Annotated in this window: 10 protein-coding genes and 1 pseudogene; 5 read left to right on the top strand and 6 right to left on the bottom strand. The window is 62.6% G+C overall.

Going from position 1 to position 13,925, the window contains the following annotated elements; translation table 11 throughout:
* Positions 1–51: 51 nt before the first annotated feature.
* The 3 genes and pseudogenes from K5I40_RS20295 (at position 52) to K5I40_RS20285 (ending at position 4,820) form a co-directional block, all read left to right on the top strand.
* Positions 52–1,452 carry a TolC family outer membrane protein gene (locus tag K5I40_RS20295; protein ID WP_039030048.1) on the top strand — a complete coding sequence of 467 codons (1,401 nt, stop codon included), beginning with the start codon at positions 52–54 and terminating at the stop codon, positions 1,450–1,452.
* Positions 1,449–3,640 (top strand): annotated as a pseudogene (locus tag K5I40_RS20290) (type I secretion system permease/ATPase). The gene K5I40_RS20295 and the pseudogene K5I40_RS20290 overlap by 4 nt, the downstream one beginning before the upstream one ends.
* Positions 3,641–3,650: 10 nt before the next feature.
* The gene (locus tag K5I40_RS20285) at positions 3,651–4,820 is read left to right on the top strand and encodes an HlyD family efflux transporter periplasmic adaptor subunit (protein ID WP_223074833.1); all 1,170 of its coding nucleotides are present in this window, start codon (positions 3,651–3,653) and stop codon (positions 4,818–4,820) included.
* A 261-nt stretch (positions 4,821–5,081) separates the two neighbouring features.
* Here the strand turns inward: K5I40_RS20285 and K5I40_RS20280 are convergent, their stop codons facing one another.
* The 6 genes from K5I40_RS20280 to K5I40_RS20255 all read right to left on the bottom strand — a co-directional run bounded on the left by K5I40_RS20280 (position 5,082) and on the right by K5I40_RS20255 (position 12,893).
* Positions 5,082–6,971 carry a cation-translocating P-type ATPase gene (locus K5I40_RS20280; protein ID WP_223074804.1) on the bottom strand — a complete coding sequence of 630 codons (1,890 nt, stop codon included), beginning with the start codon at positions 6,969–6,971 and terminating at the stop codon, positions 5,082–5,084.
* Positions 6,968–8,014, bottom strand: a complete 1,047-nt coding sequence (locus K5I40_RS20275) for an SPFH domain-containing protein (protein WP_223074803.1) — start codon at positions 8,012–8,014, stop codon at positions 6,968–6,970. Before K5I40_RS20275 ends, K5I40_RS20280 begins: the two co-directional genes overlap by 4 nt.
* Positions 8,007–8,990: a protease modulator HflC gene (gene hflC / locus K5I40_RS20270; RefSeq protein ID WP_223074802.1), complete on the bottom strand. Its 984-nt coding sequence runs from the start codon at positions 8,988–8,990 to the stop codon at positions 8,007–8,009. Before hflC ends, K5I40_RS20275 begins: the two co-directional genes overlap by 8 nt.
* A complete protein-coding gene (gene hflK, locus K5I40_RS20265; protein ID WP_251929630.1) occupies positions 8,987–10,726 on the bottom strand; it encodes a protease modulator HflK in 1,740 nt (579 codons plus the stop codon). The genes hflC and hflK overlap by 4 nt, the downstream gene beginning before the upstream one ends.
* A 733-nt stretch (positions 10,727–11,459) precedes the next feature.
* Positions 11,460–11,852 (bottom strand): hypothetical protein, encoded by a 393-nt coding sequence (locus K5I40_RS20260; RefSeq protein WP_039030041.1) that lies wholly within the window; start codon positions 11,850–11,852, stop codon positions 11,460–11,462.
* A gap of 96 nt (positions 11,853–11,948) precedes the next feature.
* Positions 11,949–12,893 (bottom strand): LysR family transcriptional regulator, encoded by a 945-nt coding sequence (locus tag K5I40_RS20255; protein ID WP_223074800.1) that lies wholly within the window; start codon positions 12,891–12,893, stop codon positions 11,949–11,951.
* 98 nt (positions 12,894–12,991) lie between these two features.
* Here K5I40_RS20255 and K5I40_RS20250 point away from each other — a divergent pair, with 98 nt between their 5' ends.
* Entirely contained in the window at positions 12,992–13,426 is a 435-nt protein-coding gene (locus K5I40_RS20250; RefSeq protein ID WP_138371043.1) for a DMT family transporter, read from the top strand.
* 4 nt (positions 13,427–13,430) lie between these two features.
* On the top strand, positions 13,431–13,919 hold the full coding sequence (locus K5I40_RS20245; protein ID WP_139563479.1) for a DMT family transporter: 489 nt from the start codon (positions 13,431–13,433) through the stop codon (positions 13,917–13,919).
* The last annotated feature ends 6 nt before the right edge of the window (positions 13,920–13,925 follow it).

The following is a 13,925-nucleotide window of genomic DNA, read 5'->3' as shown; positions in this document are numbered from 1 at the left end:
TCGCCCGGGCTTAACATTATAAAGTTGTTCAGTTTTTTTAGGGATAATGCCATGAACAAAGTACCTTGCTGGTGGCTTGGGTGCTGCCTGTTGTCTGCGCAGGTCCTGGCCGCCGACTCGCCTGCGGTCATCAGCTTTGGGCAATTAAATGAAGATCGGGAGCTACCCGCCCTGGACGGACGGGTCGCCCTGCCGACCAGCCAGGCCGCACCCGGTACCTTAACGCTGGGCGATGCGGTGACCCGCGCCGTTAACTGGCATCCCACCATTCGCGAAGCGGTGGGCAAACTTTACGAACAGATCCAGCAGGTGGATGTCGCCAAATCGAAATATTACCCGCAGATCAGCGCCGGGTTAGACAACGGCTACAGCAACAACTCCAGCGATACCGGCTTTACTCCTTCCGTTGTGGTCTCCCTCTCCCAGATGCTCTATGACTTCGGCAAGGTCGCAAGCCAGGTGCGCGCCGAAGACGCGGGCGTGGTCCAGCAGCAGGCCAACGTTCTGCTGAGCATCGACACCATCGCCCGGGACACCGCCACCGCGCTGGTGCAGGTGCAGATGTGGCAGCAGATGGTGGAGACCGCCCAGGAGCAGCTTGAGGCGCTGGGCGCCATTGGCAGCCTGACCCGCCAGCGTAACGACGAAGGGGCAACCTCGCTCTCGGACGTGGTGCAGACCGACGCCCGTATCGAAGGGGCGCGCTCGCAGCTGATGCAGTATCAGGCCAACCTCGACAGCGCCCGCGCGACGCTGATGAGCAACCTCGGCTGGAGCAACCTGAACGGGGTCAGCAACGCCTTCCCGGAAAAGCTCACCCGCAGCTGCGACATCAAAGAGCCGGACGACCGGCTGGTGCCTGCGGTGCTCGCCTCCTGGGCGCAGGCCAACGTGGCGCAGGCGAACCTCGATTACGCCAACGCCCAGATGACCCCCACCGTCTCCCTTGAGCCGCAGGTGCGTCACTACATGAACAACCGCTACCCCGGCCACGACACGCTGGACAAAACCCAGTACAACGTCTCGGTGAACGTCGAGATGCCTATCTACCAGGGCGGCGGCCTGAACGCGCGGCGTAATGCCGCCAGCCACGCGGTGGAGGCGGCGCAGTCCAATATTCAGCGCACCCGGCTGGACGTGCGGCAAAAGCTGCTGGAGTCCAAAAGCCAGGTGATGAGCCTGATGAGCACCCTGCAGATCCAGTCCCGCCAGGAGACGCTCAGCCAGCGCACCCGCGAGCTCTATCAGCAGCAGTATCTGGATCTGGGCTCCCGCCCCCTGCTGGACGTGCTGAACGCCGAGCAGGAGGTCTACCAGGCCCGCTTTACCCAGTGGCAAACCGCCGGGCAGCTTCGCCAGCTGCAGATCAACTGCCTGTATAACACCGGGCGGATGCGCAATGCGTTCGGCCTTGAAAACCACACCATTCAGTCAGTGGAGATCCAGCCATGATCCGAGACGATATCCTTTACGAGGACACACTGACGCAAGAGGCGCTGGAGCACTGGGCGCAGGCGTTTGGCTATGTCGCCACCCGCTACCGGGTGGCCTGCTCCCCCGGCGCGCTGGTGGCCGGTGCCCCCTGGCTGCAGGGTAAAAGCAAAATCCCGGCGCTGACCGGGCTGGCTCGCGAGGCAGGGCTCTCCTTTCAGCTGCTGACCAACGGCCAGGAGTCGATCAACAGCTGGCGTCTGCCGGTGGTGGTGGAGCTGGATGACGGCAAGATCGGCGTCATTGAGCACTTCGACGGCGAAGATATGCTGGATGTCTGCTTCTTCGACGGCAAGGCGCAGACCAACCGCATCTCGCTGGCGAAGATGTTACCGGCCATTCATCAGGTGGTGGCCCTGCGTCCGCTGGCGGCGCTGAAAGACAGCCGCGTGGATGCCTATATCTCAAAGTACCGCCCGGACTGGCTCTACCGGCTGGTGATGCGCGACCTGCGCCCGTACACCTACGTGATGCTGGCGGCGCTGTTCATCAACCTGCTGTCGCTGGCGGGTATTCTGTTTTCGATGCAGGTCTATGACCGGGTGATCCCGGCCCAGTCCTACCCCACCCTGTACGTGCTGACCATCGGGGTGCTGATCGCCACCCTGTTCGGTTTTATTTTGCGTATTGCCCGCTCCCACATTATGGATCTGCTGGGCAAACGCGCCGACATGCGCGTCTCTGACCGGGTGTTCGGCCACGCCCTGCGCCTGCGCAACAGCGCGGTGCCCCGCTCCACCGGCAGCTTTATCTCCCAGCTGCGCGAGCTGGAGCAGATCCGCGAGATGGTCACCTCCTCGACCATCTCCACCATTGTCGACCTGCCCTTCTTCTTCCTGTTCGTGATTGTGCTGGCGATCATCGCCCCGTCCCTGGCGTGGATCGCCCCGGTGGCGGCGGTGCTGATGGTGCTTCCGGGCCTGCTGCTGCAGAAAAAGCTGGCGGCGCTGGCGAAGCAGTCGGCCATGAATCGACCCTGCGCAACGCCGTGCTGGTGGAGAGCGTGCAGGGGCTGGAGGACATCAAGCTGATGCAGGCGGAGAACCGCTTCCTGCAACAGTGGAACAGCTACATTCAGATCACCGCCGAGTCGGGCCTCAAGACCCGCGAGCTGACCCAGGGCTTAATCAGCTGGGGGATGACCATTCAGAGCCTGGTCTACACCGCGGTGATTGTGGTGGGTGCCCCGATGGTGATCGAAGGCGAAATGACCACCGGTGCGGTGGTGGCCGCCTCGATGCTGGCCTCGCGGATGATCGCCCCGATGGCGACCCTCTGCGGCGTGCTGGCCCGCTGGCAGCAGGTGAAGGCTGCCAAAGAGGGGCTGGACAACATTATGCAGCTCCCCACCGAGAACCAGCGCGAAGAGACGCCGATCCGCCAGGACGTGCTGCGCGGCCACTACTTCTTCGATCAGGCGCAGTTTGCCTACGCCGGTGAGGTGCAAACCCCGGCGCTGCGCATCAACCGCCTGGAGATCAAACCCGGCGAGCACGTGGCGATCCTTGGCCGTAACGGCGCGGGCAAATCAACCCTGCTGCAGGCGATGGTCGGCGGGATGGATCTGATCGGCGGCGAGCTGCGGCTCGACAACCTCAGCCTGCCCCATCTCGACATGGCGGACGTGCGCCGCAACGTCGGCCTGATGAGCCAGAACGCGCGGCTGTTTTATGGCACCCTGCGGGAGAACATTACCCTCGGGATGCCGCGCGCCACCGACGAGGAGATCTTTGCCGTGCTGGAGATGTGCGGCGCGGCGAGCTTTGTGCAGAAGCTGGCGAAGGGGCTGGATCACCCGATTATGGAGAACGGCGTCGGGCTCTCCGGCGGCCAGCGCCAGTCGATTTTGCTGGCGCGTATGTTCCTGCGCGATCCCAACGTCGTCCTGCTCGACGAACCGACCGCCTCGCTGGATGAACACACCGAACGGGAATTTATCCAGCGTCTGGGCCAGTGGCTGGGCAACCGCACCCTGATCGTCGCCACCCACCGCGTGCCGATGCTGGAGCTGGTGGATCGCGTGGTGGTGCTGAAAGAGGGAATGCTGGTGATGGACGCGCCGAAGGCGCAGGCGCTGAGCAACAGCCGGATGCAGCAGCAACAGCAGGCGAATGGCCGGGAGTGGAAAAATGAAAACCAATCAGCGTGACGTTGCGGCGATGGACGACCTGGATAACGCCCTCGGCTCCGAGAGCGGCTATACCGGGGCAAGAAGCATTGTGTTATTCAGCCTGCTGCTGTTTGTCGCCGCCGGGGTGTGGGCGTGGTTCAGCATTCTGGATGAGGTCTCCACCGGCACCGGCAAGGTGATCCCCAGCTCCCGCGAGCAGGTGCTGCAGTCCCTCGACGGCGGGATCCTCGCCGAGCTGAAGGTGCACGAAGGGGATCAGGTGCAGGCCGGTCAGGTGCTGGCGCGCCTCGACCCGACCCGCTCTGAATCCAACGTCGGCGAAAGCGCCGCCCGCTACCGCGCGTCGCTGGCCTCCAGCGCCCGTCTGCATGCGGAGGTGAACGATCTCCCCCTGACCTTCCCGCCGGAGCTGAAGAAATGGCCCGATCTGATCGCGGCTGAAACCCGGCTCTACAACTCCCGCCGCGAGCAGCTTGAGGACTCCCGTAGCGAACTGCGCCAGGCGCTGGAGCTGGTGAATGCCGAGCTGGCTATCACCCAGCGTTTAGTGAAAACCGGTGCTGCCAGCCACGTCGAGGCCCTGCGTCTGCAGCGCCAGAAGAGTGACCTGGAGCTGAAGCTCACCGACCTGCGCTCGCAGTATTACGTTCAGGCCCGGGAGGCGCTGTCCAAATCGAACGCCGAAGTGGACATGCTCTCGGCGGTGCTGAAAGGCCGTGAAGACTCGGTGACCCGCCTGACGATGACCTCCCCGGTGCGCGGCATCGTGAAGAACATCAAGGTGACCACCATCGGCGGCGTGATCCCGCCGAACGGCGAGGTGATGGAGATAGTGCCGGTGGACGACCACCTGCTGATCGAAACCCGCCTGTCGCCGCGCGATATCGCCTTTATCCACCCCGGCCAGAAGGCGCTGGTGAAGATCACCGCCTACGACTACGCCATCTACGGCGGGCTGGACGGCGTGGTGGAGACCATCTCCCCGGACACCATTCAGGATGAAGCCAAACCGGAAGTGTTCTACTACCGGGTGTTTATCCGCACCAGCCAGGATTATCTGGTGAACAAGGCGGGCAGGCACTTTTCTATTGTGCCGGGGATGATCGCCACGGTGGATATCAAGACCGGCGAGAAATCGGTGATGGATTATATGATCAAGCCGTTTAACCGTGCGAAAGAGGCGTTAAGGGAGCGGTAGCAGCACCGCCGGGTGGCGGCTACGCCTTACCCGGCCTACGAAACCCCGCCTTTGACCTGGTAGGCCCGGCAAGCGCAGCGCCGCCGGGCGTTGCCGCATCCGGCACGGAATAACCACCTGTGCAGCATGTTTCCCCTCACCCCAGCCCTCTCCCCAAAGAGGAGAGGGAGCCGACCGTGCCAATATTTTACCCCCGAGAGGGCATCAGCCCTTCCAGGCCGGGCAAGCGAAGCGCCGCCCGGCAAACAGACCGCACCCAAGCTAGATCCTTTCCTCAAACCGTAACAAACGTCCCGCATTCCCCAGCACCAGCAGCGTACTCATATTATGCAAAATCGCGGCGATCACCGCGCCGGAGGCGCCTAACCAGCCAAAGGCGGCGGCGACGATAACCAGCGTCCAGCCGAGGCCTATCATCACGTTGATTTGCAGGGTGCGGCGACAGCGGCGGCTTAAGCGCACGCAGGTGCCGAGGCGACGCAGGTCGCCGCCAATCAGCACGATATCCGCCGATGCCATGGCGATATCCGACCCGCCCGCCCCCATCGCCACGCCGACCACGCCCGCTTTTATCGCCAGCGAATCGTTGATGCCATCCCCGACCACCATCGGGCGAAAGCCGTTGTCGATCTGCACTCTCACCTGATGCAGCTTGTCAGCGGGCAACGCCCCTGCAATCACCTGCTCAATGCCAACGCTGCTGGCGATGCGCTGCGCCACCGTCTCGCGGTCACCGGTGAGTAACAGCTGCTGCTGAAGCCCCAGGTCGCGCAGCTGCGCCATCGCGTCGGGCGCCTCGTCGCGCAGGCTGTCGGCAAGCAAAATCCAGCCCAGAAAACGCCCCGCCAGCGTCAGGCCCACGATTGGCCCGTCGTGGAGCGGTTCCGGCGGGATATCCGCGACCCGGATGGTTAATAATTCAGGCCTGCCGAGACAGGCCTCCCCCGCCGCTGTCGTGGCGGAGACGCCCAGCCCCTGATGCTCGCGCACGTTTTCAAGCGGCGGCCAGGCGCTTTGTGGCGCGATGCTGACCAGCGCCCGGCTGACCGGGTGGCTGCTGGTGGCACCGAGACTGGCCGCCAGCGCCGCCAGCACTTCCGGCGACTCACCCGCCTGCGGGCGCAGGGCATGAAGCTGCAGTTTGCCGTGGGTGAGCGTGCCGGTTTTGTCGATAATCACCGCGTTGAGTTCGGCGAGCTCTTCGAGGAACGCCGCGCCGCGAATCAAAATACCGTGGCGCGCGGCGACGGTCAGACCGGCGACAGAGGTCGCAGGCGCCGAGAGCACCAGCGCGCACGGGCAGGCGGCAACCAGCACGGCGAGCATCGCCTGGTTATCCTGGGTCAAAAACCAGGTGCTGGCGGCGATCAGCAACACCAGCAGCAGGTAGCGCGCTGCGTGACGTTCCAGCAGGCGAGTGATCGGCGGGCTGGCCTGCTCCGCGCTCTGCATCAGGGCAATAACGCGCCCGAGGGTGGAGGTTTCGCCGGTGCGCGTCACTTCGATGCGCAACCGCCCGTCGAGGCTGATCGCCCCGCCGTAGACCTCCATACCGGGTTTCACCTCCAGCGGCACGGATTCCCCGGTGATCGGCGCGGTGTCGAGGCTCGCCTGCCCGTCCAGCACCCGGCCATCGGCGGGCAAACGGTCCCCCGCCCGCACCTCAACAACATCCCCCGCCACCAGCTCCTGATTGTCGATATCCTGCAAATTGCCGTCGGCATCCACGCGCCTGGCGCGGCTGCGGGTGAGCTTGCTGAGCGCCTCAATCGCCTCCTGCGAACCCATCACGCTGCGCTCTTCAAGAATATGCCCGACGGTCATGATCAGCGGCAGCACCGCGGCGGTGAGCAGATCGCCGGTCGCCCACGAGCCCAACAGGGCCAGCGCCACCAGCTGATCGGTGATGCCGTGCAGGCTGGGATGACGCAGGCTGTAAAAGGCGTGGCGCAGCAGCGGAATGCCGACCATCAACGAGGCGACCCCCAGCAGCACATCCGCGACGGCAACCTGTTCCGGCGCCAGCCCGCGCCACAGCAGGCCGAGAATTAAGGTGCCGCTGGCAAACAGGGCCAGAACCAGCTGACGGGCGATGTTGCGCTGTTCCTGATGGCTTAACGCACTTCCCGGCGTGAGAGAATCAATGCTCATTTTGAAGAGGGTTCCTTTTGCCCGGCCGCCTGCAGGATCAGGTTTGCATCATCCTGCGGTGAAACGGTAATGACGGAGGCGGCCTGGGCGAGGATCGCCGCCATGCGTTCACGGTACACGCGCGCCAGCAGGTCCGGGTCGTGCGGCGCGTTGGCTAATCGGGTGATCATCGCGGTGTCGGCCTCGGCTTTGGCGACCTTTTCTCGCGCCTGCGCCTGGGCGGCCTGGCGCGTCTGGTCGGCCTGCTGCGTGGCTTTTTGCCGGATGACGGACGCATCGGTACTGGCGGTGGCTATCGCCTGAGACGCCTTCTGGCTGGCGGTGAGTACCGCATTAAACGCGGCGACCGTGGTGGCAGGCAGCGTTGACTGCACGGTGACGCGCTCCAGGGTAATGCCGGGTGAACTGCCCGCCTGGGTGAGGCGCTGCAGATTTTGCTCGATATTACGCTGCACGTCGCTACGCAGACGTTCACGCTGCCCGGCGAGGTTGCTCTCGTTGCTGACCATTTCCGGGCGTGCCACCAGAATGGTATCGAGATCGCGCCCGGCGCAGACCGCCACCGCCGCGCGCTCCACCAGCCGGTCGAGGGCGGGGATCGCATGTTCCCCCTGCAACACATACTGCTCAGGGTCGTTGACGCGGTAGAACACGCTGATATCCAGCTGCACCACCCCCGCATCCCCGGTCAGCAAATAGCCCGAACCGGCTAACGCATCGCTGTTGTTGTCATCGCGCATATCCGCATGCAGCGCCTCAGGAGAGCGCAACAGGGCGGTAACGCGATGCTCAATCACGCGATCCGGTGCCGGAACCATCACCACCTCATCAACCGGCTTCGGCCAGCTCAGCAGTAAGCCGGGTTCGGCGACACGCTGCAGAGCGCCAAAATGCAGCACCACGGCGCGGCTGTCAGCGGGCACCTGGCGGATATTCGAAAACAGCCAGCTTGCGGCGGCCAGGAGGGTCAACCCGAGCAGGGCATAAAAGGCGAGCCGGATGGATTGCGTCCAGGGCCCGGCAGGCGTTGGCATCTCACTCATGGGTTTTATCCAGCTTCGGGCCATCCACTAACAGATGGAACGGCGCGGCATCGGTGCGCAACACCAGCCGGGTACTGGAGTTCACCACTCCGCTCAGGGCATCGAGCTGGCGTAACAGGCTGTAAAGCTCTGGCGAGCTGGCGTAAGCCTTGCCGTAAATGTCTGCCGCCTGCGCCTGAGACTGCGCTTCAATCCCGGCGGCCTGAACCTGGGCCTGGGCCTGCAGAATGCGCGCATCGCGCTCTGCCGCCGAGCGGATCTCTGCCGCGGCACGTTTGCCTTCGGCGGTGCGCTCGGTGGCGATGGTTTCACGCTCGGCGCGCATCCGGTCGACGGTGGCGCTCAGCGTAACCGCCGGGAGCGTCAGGCGTTCGGTACCTACCTGCATCAGGCGAATCCCGTAGCTTTCCAGCAGCGGCTGGCCGATCTGCTCCTGCAGATGGGATTCAAACTGGCCGAGCTGCACCTGTTTACCGTCGGTATTCACCAGCTGCGACAGGGAAAAACCGCTGGCGGTGGTCTCCAGGGCCGATCCTAAATAAGCCCGGATCTGCCGCGCCGCCTCGTCGGGCTGGTTCTGTACTGCCCGCAGGAAGCGCTGCACGTGTTCCGGCGTGTTATCAACCTGCCAGATAGCGTAAGACTGGACGATAATGCGCAGCCCGTCGCGCGTGCCGACATCCTGCAGGCCGCTCGAGGTGGTGCGCATGCGTAAATCCACGGCTGTGGCCATTTCAAACGGCGCGGGCAGACGCCACGCCAGGCCCGGGTTGAGCAGCACGCGCACCGGGTTGCCAAAGCGGGTGATAATCAGCGACTCTCCGGAGCGGACCTGGACCAGACTGGCCGCCGCAATAAGCAGCAGCACCAGCAAACCGGCTCCGGCAAGGCGCTTCCAGCCGCCCGTTGCAGGCGTATCAGCGTGATGGCTGTGGCTACAGCCGTGGCTGCAACCGTGATGATGTGAATGACTCAACGGGAAGGCTCCTGGGTCGGTTTTGCAGGCGCATCGCGGCGGGCTGCATCGTTCAATGTGGGAAAGTCGCGCAGGTCGATGGTCGGTGGCGTGACCGCACCAATGCGGCTGTCGATAATCAGCAGCGGGCTGTGGCCGAGCGTCTGGCGCAGCTGGCTAAACCATAATTCGTCGATAAAAACCTGTCCGGATTGCGCGGCGGCCTGCTTTTGCGCCGCAAAGCGCACCGCCGTGGCCTGCGCCGTGCTGACGGCATCGGCGGCGTTCATCTGCGCCTGATTCTGGCGGGTGGTCGCCTCGATTTGCGCGCTGGCCGCCAGGTCTGCGGCGTGCCCGCGCTCGCGTGACACCAGCGCCTGAGCGGAAATTTGTGCCGCCTGCACGCCGTGAAACGCATCGGCGGCCCCGGCCGGCGGGTGAATGGCTTCGACCACGGTGGAGAGCAGCTCCACGCCGCTGTGCAGGGCGTTGAGTTTTTGCTGCACCGCCCGGTTAATCTGGCTGGCCAGCAGGTTGCGCTGCTCGCCAAGGAGCTGTTCCAGCGTCATGGAGGAAAACTGATGCACCAGCACCTGGCTGGCGGTGCTGCGGATAAGCGCGGGCAGATCGTTGCTGCGGTAGGTGGCGGCCAGCGCGGCGTCATCGCTTAAGCCGATGCGCCACATAAACCGCACGTCGCTGTTGATAATCTGCAGGCTTTGCTGATCATCACTCTGACTGGCGATGATCTGGGCTTTATCAAAGCTGTGGATCGCGTCCCAGAGCCGGTCCGCGCTTTGCGGGGCGTTACCTTCGGCGCTGGTCAGCGGCTCGGCGGCGGTATCCGGCTCTTCTCCGGCGGCCAGCTCATGCACCTGACCGTTCTCGGTCAGCATCACCCGGCCAAAAGGCCACGGCAGGCCGTAGTGCAACCCAGCGGGTAACACGGCCACCGGTTTCCCAAAGCGTTCGTAGATCCCGCGTTGGGTCGTGGCAACCTGCTGGAAGCCGGTCAGCAGCCAGCCGCAGATCGCCATTATCGTCATCACCGGAATAAACGCCCGCTTCAGCACCCTGAGCGCCCAGAGCTGGCGCAGATCGATGCCGAAACGCTGATGGATCTCGTGCTGTAAAAACAGCAGCGGGCGCGGGGGCCAGACAAGCTGTGCGGCCAGCTGGCTTTTAGCCAGATAAACGCGTTCAGCCCCTTCGGCTCTGGGGGGCATAAACAGCGAGAACAGGCCGCGCAGCAAAAACTCCAGGGCCACCAGCAGCACCAGAACCGCGGGCAGATTAATCAGCAGCGCCGTGTTGAGCGTCGGGAAAACGAACGCCGGTAACGAGAGGCACTGTACCGCCATCACCAGGCGCAGCACCGGCGCGATAGCCTGTGCTTCCGGCCAGGCCTCGCGGGATGTGGCTGCCAGATGACGTTCAGCGACCAGGGTGATGAATATCGCAGCGGCAATCACCCCCACCGCAATCCAGCGCAGCCTGCCGTCATCCAGCGCGACGTAATGGCTGCCCCACCCTGCCAGCACGATAAACATCACAATGGCGGCCATCATGACGAGTCCAGGCCCGTCGCTGGTTAGCAGGACACCGAGGCGCTGATAAAGCCACGACGGCGGGGGTGTGTCTTCCAGCGCGTTCTCAGGGTTCGGCGGGTCGACAATATCCGCGCGCCACTGGCAAATTCGCTGGGTGTGATGCCACGCGATGGCTAACAGCGTCAGCGCGGCGGCGTTGCTGCTCAACAGCGAAGGCCATCGCGAAGATGGGGCAAAGAATTGCACCATCAGCGCGGCGAGGAGCATGAGGAAAATGATTGTACCGAGCCCAAAAACTACCCGGGCGGCAAGCCTGGCCTGCGAGGACGCTAATGAATATCGAGCAGAGGAGTGCATGAGGTTTTACTTTCGGACGCAAAAGGTGTGCGTCACCGTGGCTTATTGTTACCGTATAACGTATCACGGCCATGAATAAGCAGTAAACGAAGCGCAAGTAACCATTTGTACAATGTGGAGGTAAATGCAAAACGGCAACACAGGTTGCCGTTTTTGGTGTTTGCTCCCTCTCCCCGTGGGAGAGGGCCGGGGTGAGGGCATCAGGCCGCGCCGTGGCGACCGCGGTATCGCCGGGTGGCGGCTTCGCCTTACCCGGCCTACGAAACCCCGCCTTTGACCTGGTAGGCCCGGCAAGCGCAGCGCCGCCGGGCGTTGACGCATCCGGCACGGAATAACCTCCAGTGCAGCATGTTCCCCTCACCCCCAGCCCTCTCCCCAAAGAGGAGAGGGAGCCGACCGTGCCAATATTTACCCACGGGAGGGCATCAGGCCACACCGCGCAGCGCCGCCGGGCGTTGACGCATCCGGCACGGAATAACCTCCAGTGCAGCATGTTCCCCTCACCCCCGCCCTCTCCCCAAAGAGGAGAGGGCGCCGACCGTGCCAATATTTACCCCCGGGAGAGAGCATCCCGCCTGGGATATCACCGAAACATCAACGGCAAGGTTTCGCCAGGCTTCTGCGCTCGGGGCGCCCCTGCTTTAAAGGATGGTTCGATAAAATCAGGGTGATGAACAATATGATTCGTCGCCAGATTAAGCGCGCAGTTCATCTCATACAGCAGCCTTTCCTGTTCAGAGGCGCTGCTGCCCGCCAGGTTCTGCGTATACCCTTTCACCTGTATCAAATTTTCCGTCATGCGCAGGTTCGCCAGCTTGCACTCCTCGGCGTGCTGACCGGCTGACTTCAGCTGTCCCCGGCTCTCTTCCAGCGCCGTTTCAAGCTTATCAACCTCATTGGTGAGTCGGGAAACCATCAGGAAGAGGATGGCGACGCCTGCAAGGACCGGAACGATTAACCACCATGACACAAACATGTGAATCACCCTGAAAGATAATTAGCGTAGTTACAGTCTTATTAGCAGGGTGATTTAGAGCAATAATAGGAATTCATTAGAAGCGCCTGCGCGCCTTTACTTCTTCACCGCAGATTGCCAGTACAGCGGCGTGCCGAAAAATTCCACGTAGTAATCAATCACCGCCCGCACATTTAACGGCGGGTGCCGCGCATTGGGGTAGATCGCCGAGATGTTCTGCGGCTCGGTGTTGATAGCGGCCTCGTGGCCCGGCAACAGTTTCACCAGTTCCCCGCTCCTGAACCGGTCGCCGATGAGCCAGTCCGGGAACAGCACCATCCCCATCCCGCCCAGCGCCGAGGTCAGCAGGGTTTCCGCGTTATTCGATGACAACAGCGGCGACACGGGATAGTGAACCCACTCCCCGCCGGGCTCGCGCAGCAGCCAGCGGTTTGGACCGGACGAACCGCGATAGACAAGGCATTTATGACGGGTAATGTCATCCGGCGCCTCAGGCGCACCGTATTTGCGCAGGTACGCAGGCGCGGCGGCGAGGTGATAAAACTGCGGCCCGAACACCCGGGCGTGAAAAGAGGAGTCGGTCAGCATGCCGATGCGAAAGATCAGGTCGGCGGCATCCCGGTGGGGATCGATATAGTCATCCGTCAGCGTCAGCTCAATGCTGAGCCGGGGATAACGCTCCGCCAGGCCCGCCAGCCCGGGGGCAATATGCCGCTGGCCGAAAAATACCGGGGCGTTGATGCGCAGCAAACCGGACGGCTCCTGCTTGCGCTCATCCAGCTCCCGCCGCGCGTCTTCAAGATTGCCGAGCATCAGGCGGGCATAGCGGATAAAGAGATGGCCGTTTTCGGTGGGGATGATCGCCCGCGTGTTGCGGTAGAAAAGCTGCTGGCCGAGCGCGTCCTCAAGCTGATGGATAACCCGCGAAACCTGCGACGCGGCCATCCCCTCCCGGCGCGCCACCACTGAAAAATTCAGGGATTCATAGACCTCTTTAAAGATAAGCAGCCAGCGGATGCTGATATTGGCGGTGTCGCGCATTGATGCATTTCCTGCACAAGTGTTTAGTGCATTATGGCATTTTTCTCACGGATGTTCAGGGGTACGCTTCCCGGCCTGGATACAAGAGAAGAGTCACTATGCGACATCTATTGATTTTACTGGTTATTGCTGGCGGGATGGGCCTGTCCGTCGAGGCGGGCTTACTGGGGCCACTGGGAAGTGAAGTGGGCGATCTGTGGGCAACGTTCAGCATTTTCGGCGTCGGTGCCGCCCTGACGTTTCTGCTGATGCTGTTTTTCAGCCCCCGCAACAGCCCATCGTTTTTCGCACAGCCTGCATGGCAGCTGCTGGGTGGCGTCCTCGGGCCAATCTACGTGGTTATTCTCACCGTGGCGACGCCTGCGATCGGGATCGCCATGACCATGATTGGCATCCTGGCAGGCCAGGTGTTTAAAAGCCTGATCATCGACCACTATGGCCTGCTGGGCACGCCACACCGAAAAATTGACACCAGACGCATCATCGCGCTGATATTTATTATTGCTGCGCTGGTTCTGGTTGCACAGGGGTAACACTATGACATTTATCATGATTATTCTGGCGGTGATCGGCGGTGCCACGCTGAGCGTTCAGGCCGCCATCAACGGACAGCTGGGCAGCAAAGTGGGCGTGTTCAAAAGCGCATTCCTGACCTTTTCCGTCGGCGCGCTTATCACCGCCCTGCTGATCGTCTTCTTTGAAACCCCGCATGCCGTCACGCTGATGGACGTGCCGAAATGGCAGTTGCTTGGCGCCCTGCTCGGCGTGCCCTATATCGTGATTATGGTGCTGGCCGTGCAGCGGATCGGGACCGCCGTCGCCACGGTGGCGGTGATCTTCGGCCAGCTGACCATGAGCATGCTGATCGACAATTTTGGCTGGCTGGGCAATGCGGCTATCCCTTTTTCGATGAGCCGCCTGGGGGCCGTGGTCTGTCTGGGACTTGCGCTGTGGTTTATCTACTCCAGCAGCAAAGTGCCAAAAACTGAAGAAAAGGTATCTGTCAAAGAGGATGCTTGTTCATAATAGCCA

Source organism: Leclercia sp. LTM14 (assembly GCF_023736175.1).
GTDB lineage: Bacteria > Pseudomonadota > Gammaproteobacteria > Enterobacterales > Enterobacteriaceae > Enterobacter > Enterobacter barmai.
This window is presented reverse-complemented; position numbering and strand designations above follow the sequence as displayed.

What these genes read in the sequence shown, in the direction of transcription:
- K5I40_RS20295 (WP_039030048.1), top strand. Translation starts at nt 52, where the DNA reads ATGAACAAAGTACCTTGCTGGTGGCTTGGGTGCTGCCTGTTGTCTGCG.
- K5I40_RS20285 (WP_223074833.1), top strand. Translation starts at nt 3,651, where the DNA reads ATGGACGACCTGGATAACGCCCTCGGCTCCGAGAGCGGCTATACCGGG.
- K5I40_RS20280 (WP_223074804.1), bottom strand. Translation starts at nt 6,971, where the DNA reads ATGAGCATTGATTCTCTCACGCCGGGAAGTGCGTTAAGCCATCAGGAA.
- K5I40_RS20275 (WP_223074803.1), bottom strand. Translation starts at nt 8,014, where the DNA reads ATGAGTGAGATGCCAACGCCTGCCGGGCCCTGGACGCAATCCATCCGG.
- K5I40_RS20260 (WP_039030041.1), bottom strand. Translation starts at nt 11,852, where the DNA reads ATGTTTGTGTCATGGTGGTTAATCGTTCCGGTCCTTGCAGGCGTCGCC.
- K5I40_RS20255 (WP_223074800.1), bottom strand. Translation starts at nt 12,893, where the DNA reads ATGCGCGACACCGCCAATATCAGCATCCGCTGGCTGCTTATCTTTAAA.
- K5I40_RS20250 (WP_138371043.1), top strand. Translation starts at nt 12,992, where the DNA reads ATGCGACATCTATTGATTTTACTGGTTATTGCTGGCGGGATGGGCCTG.
- K5I40_RS20245 (WP_139563479.1), top strand. Translation starts at nt 13,431, where the DNA reads ATGACATTTATCATGATTATTCTGGCGGTGATCGGCGGTGCCACGCTG.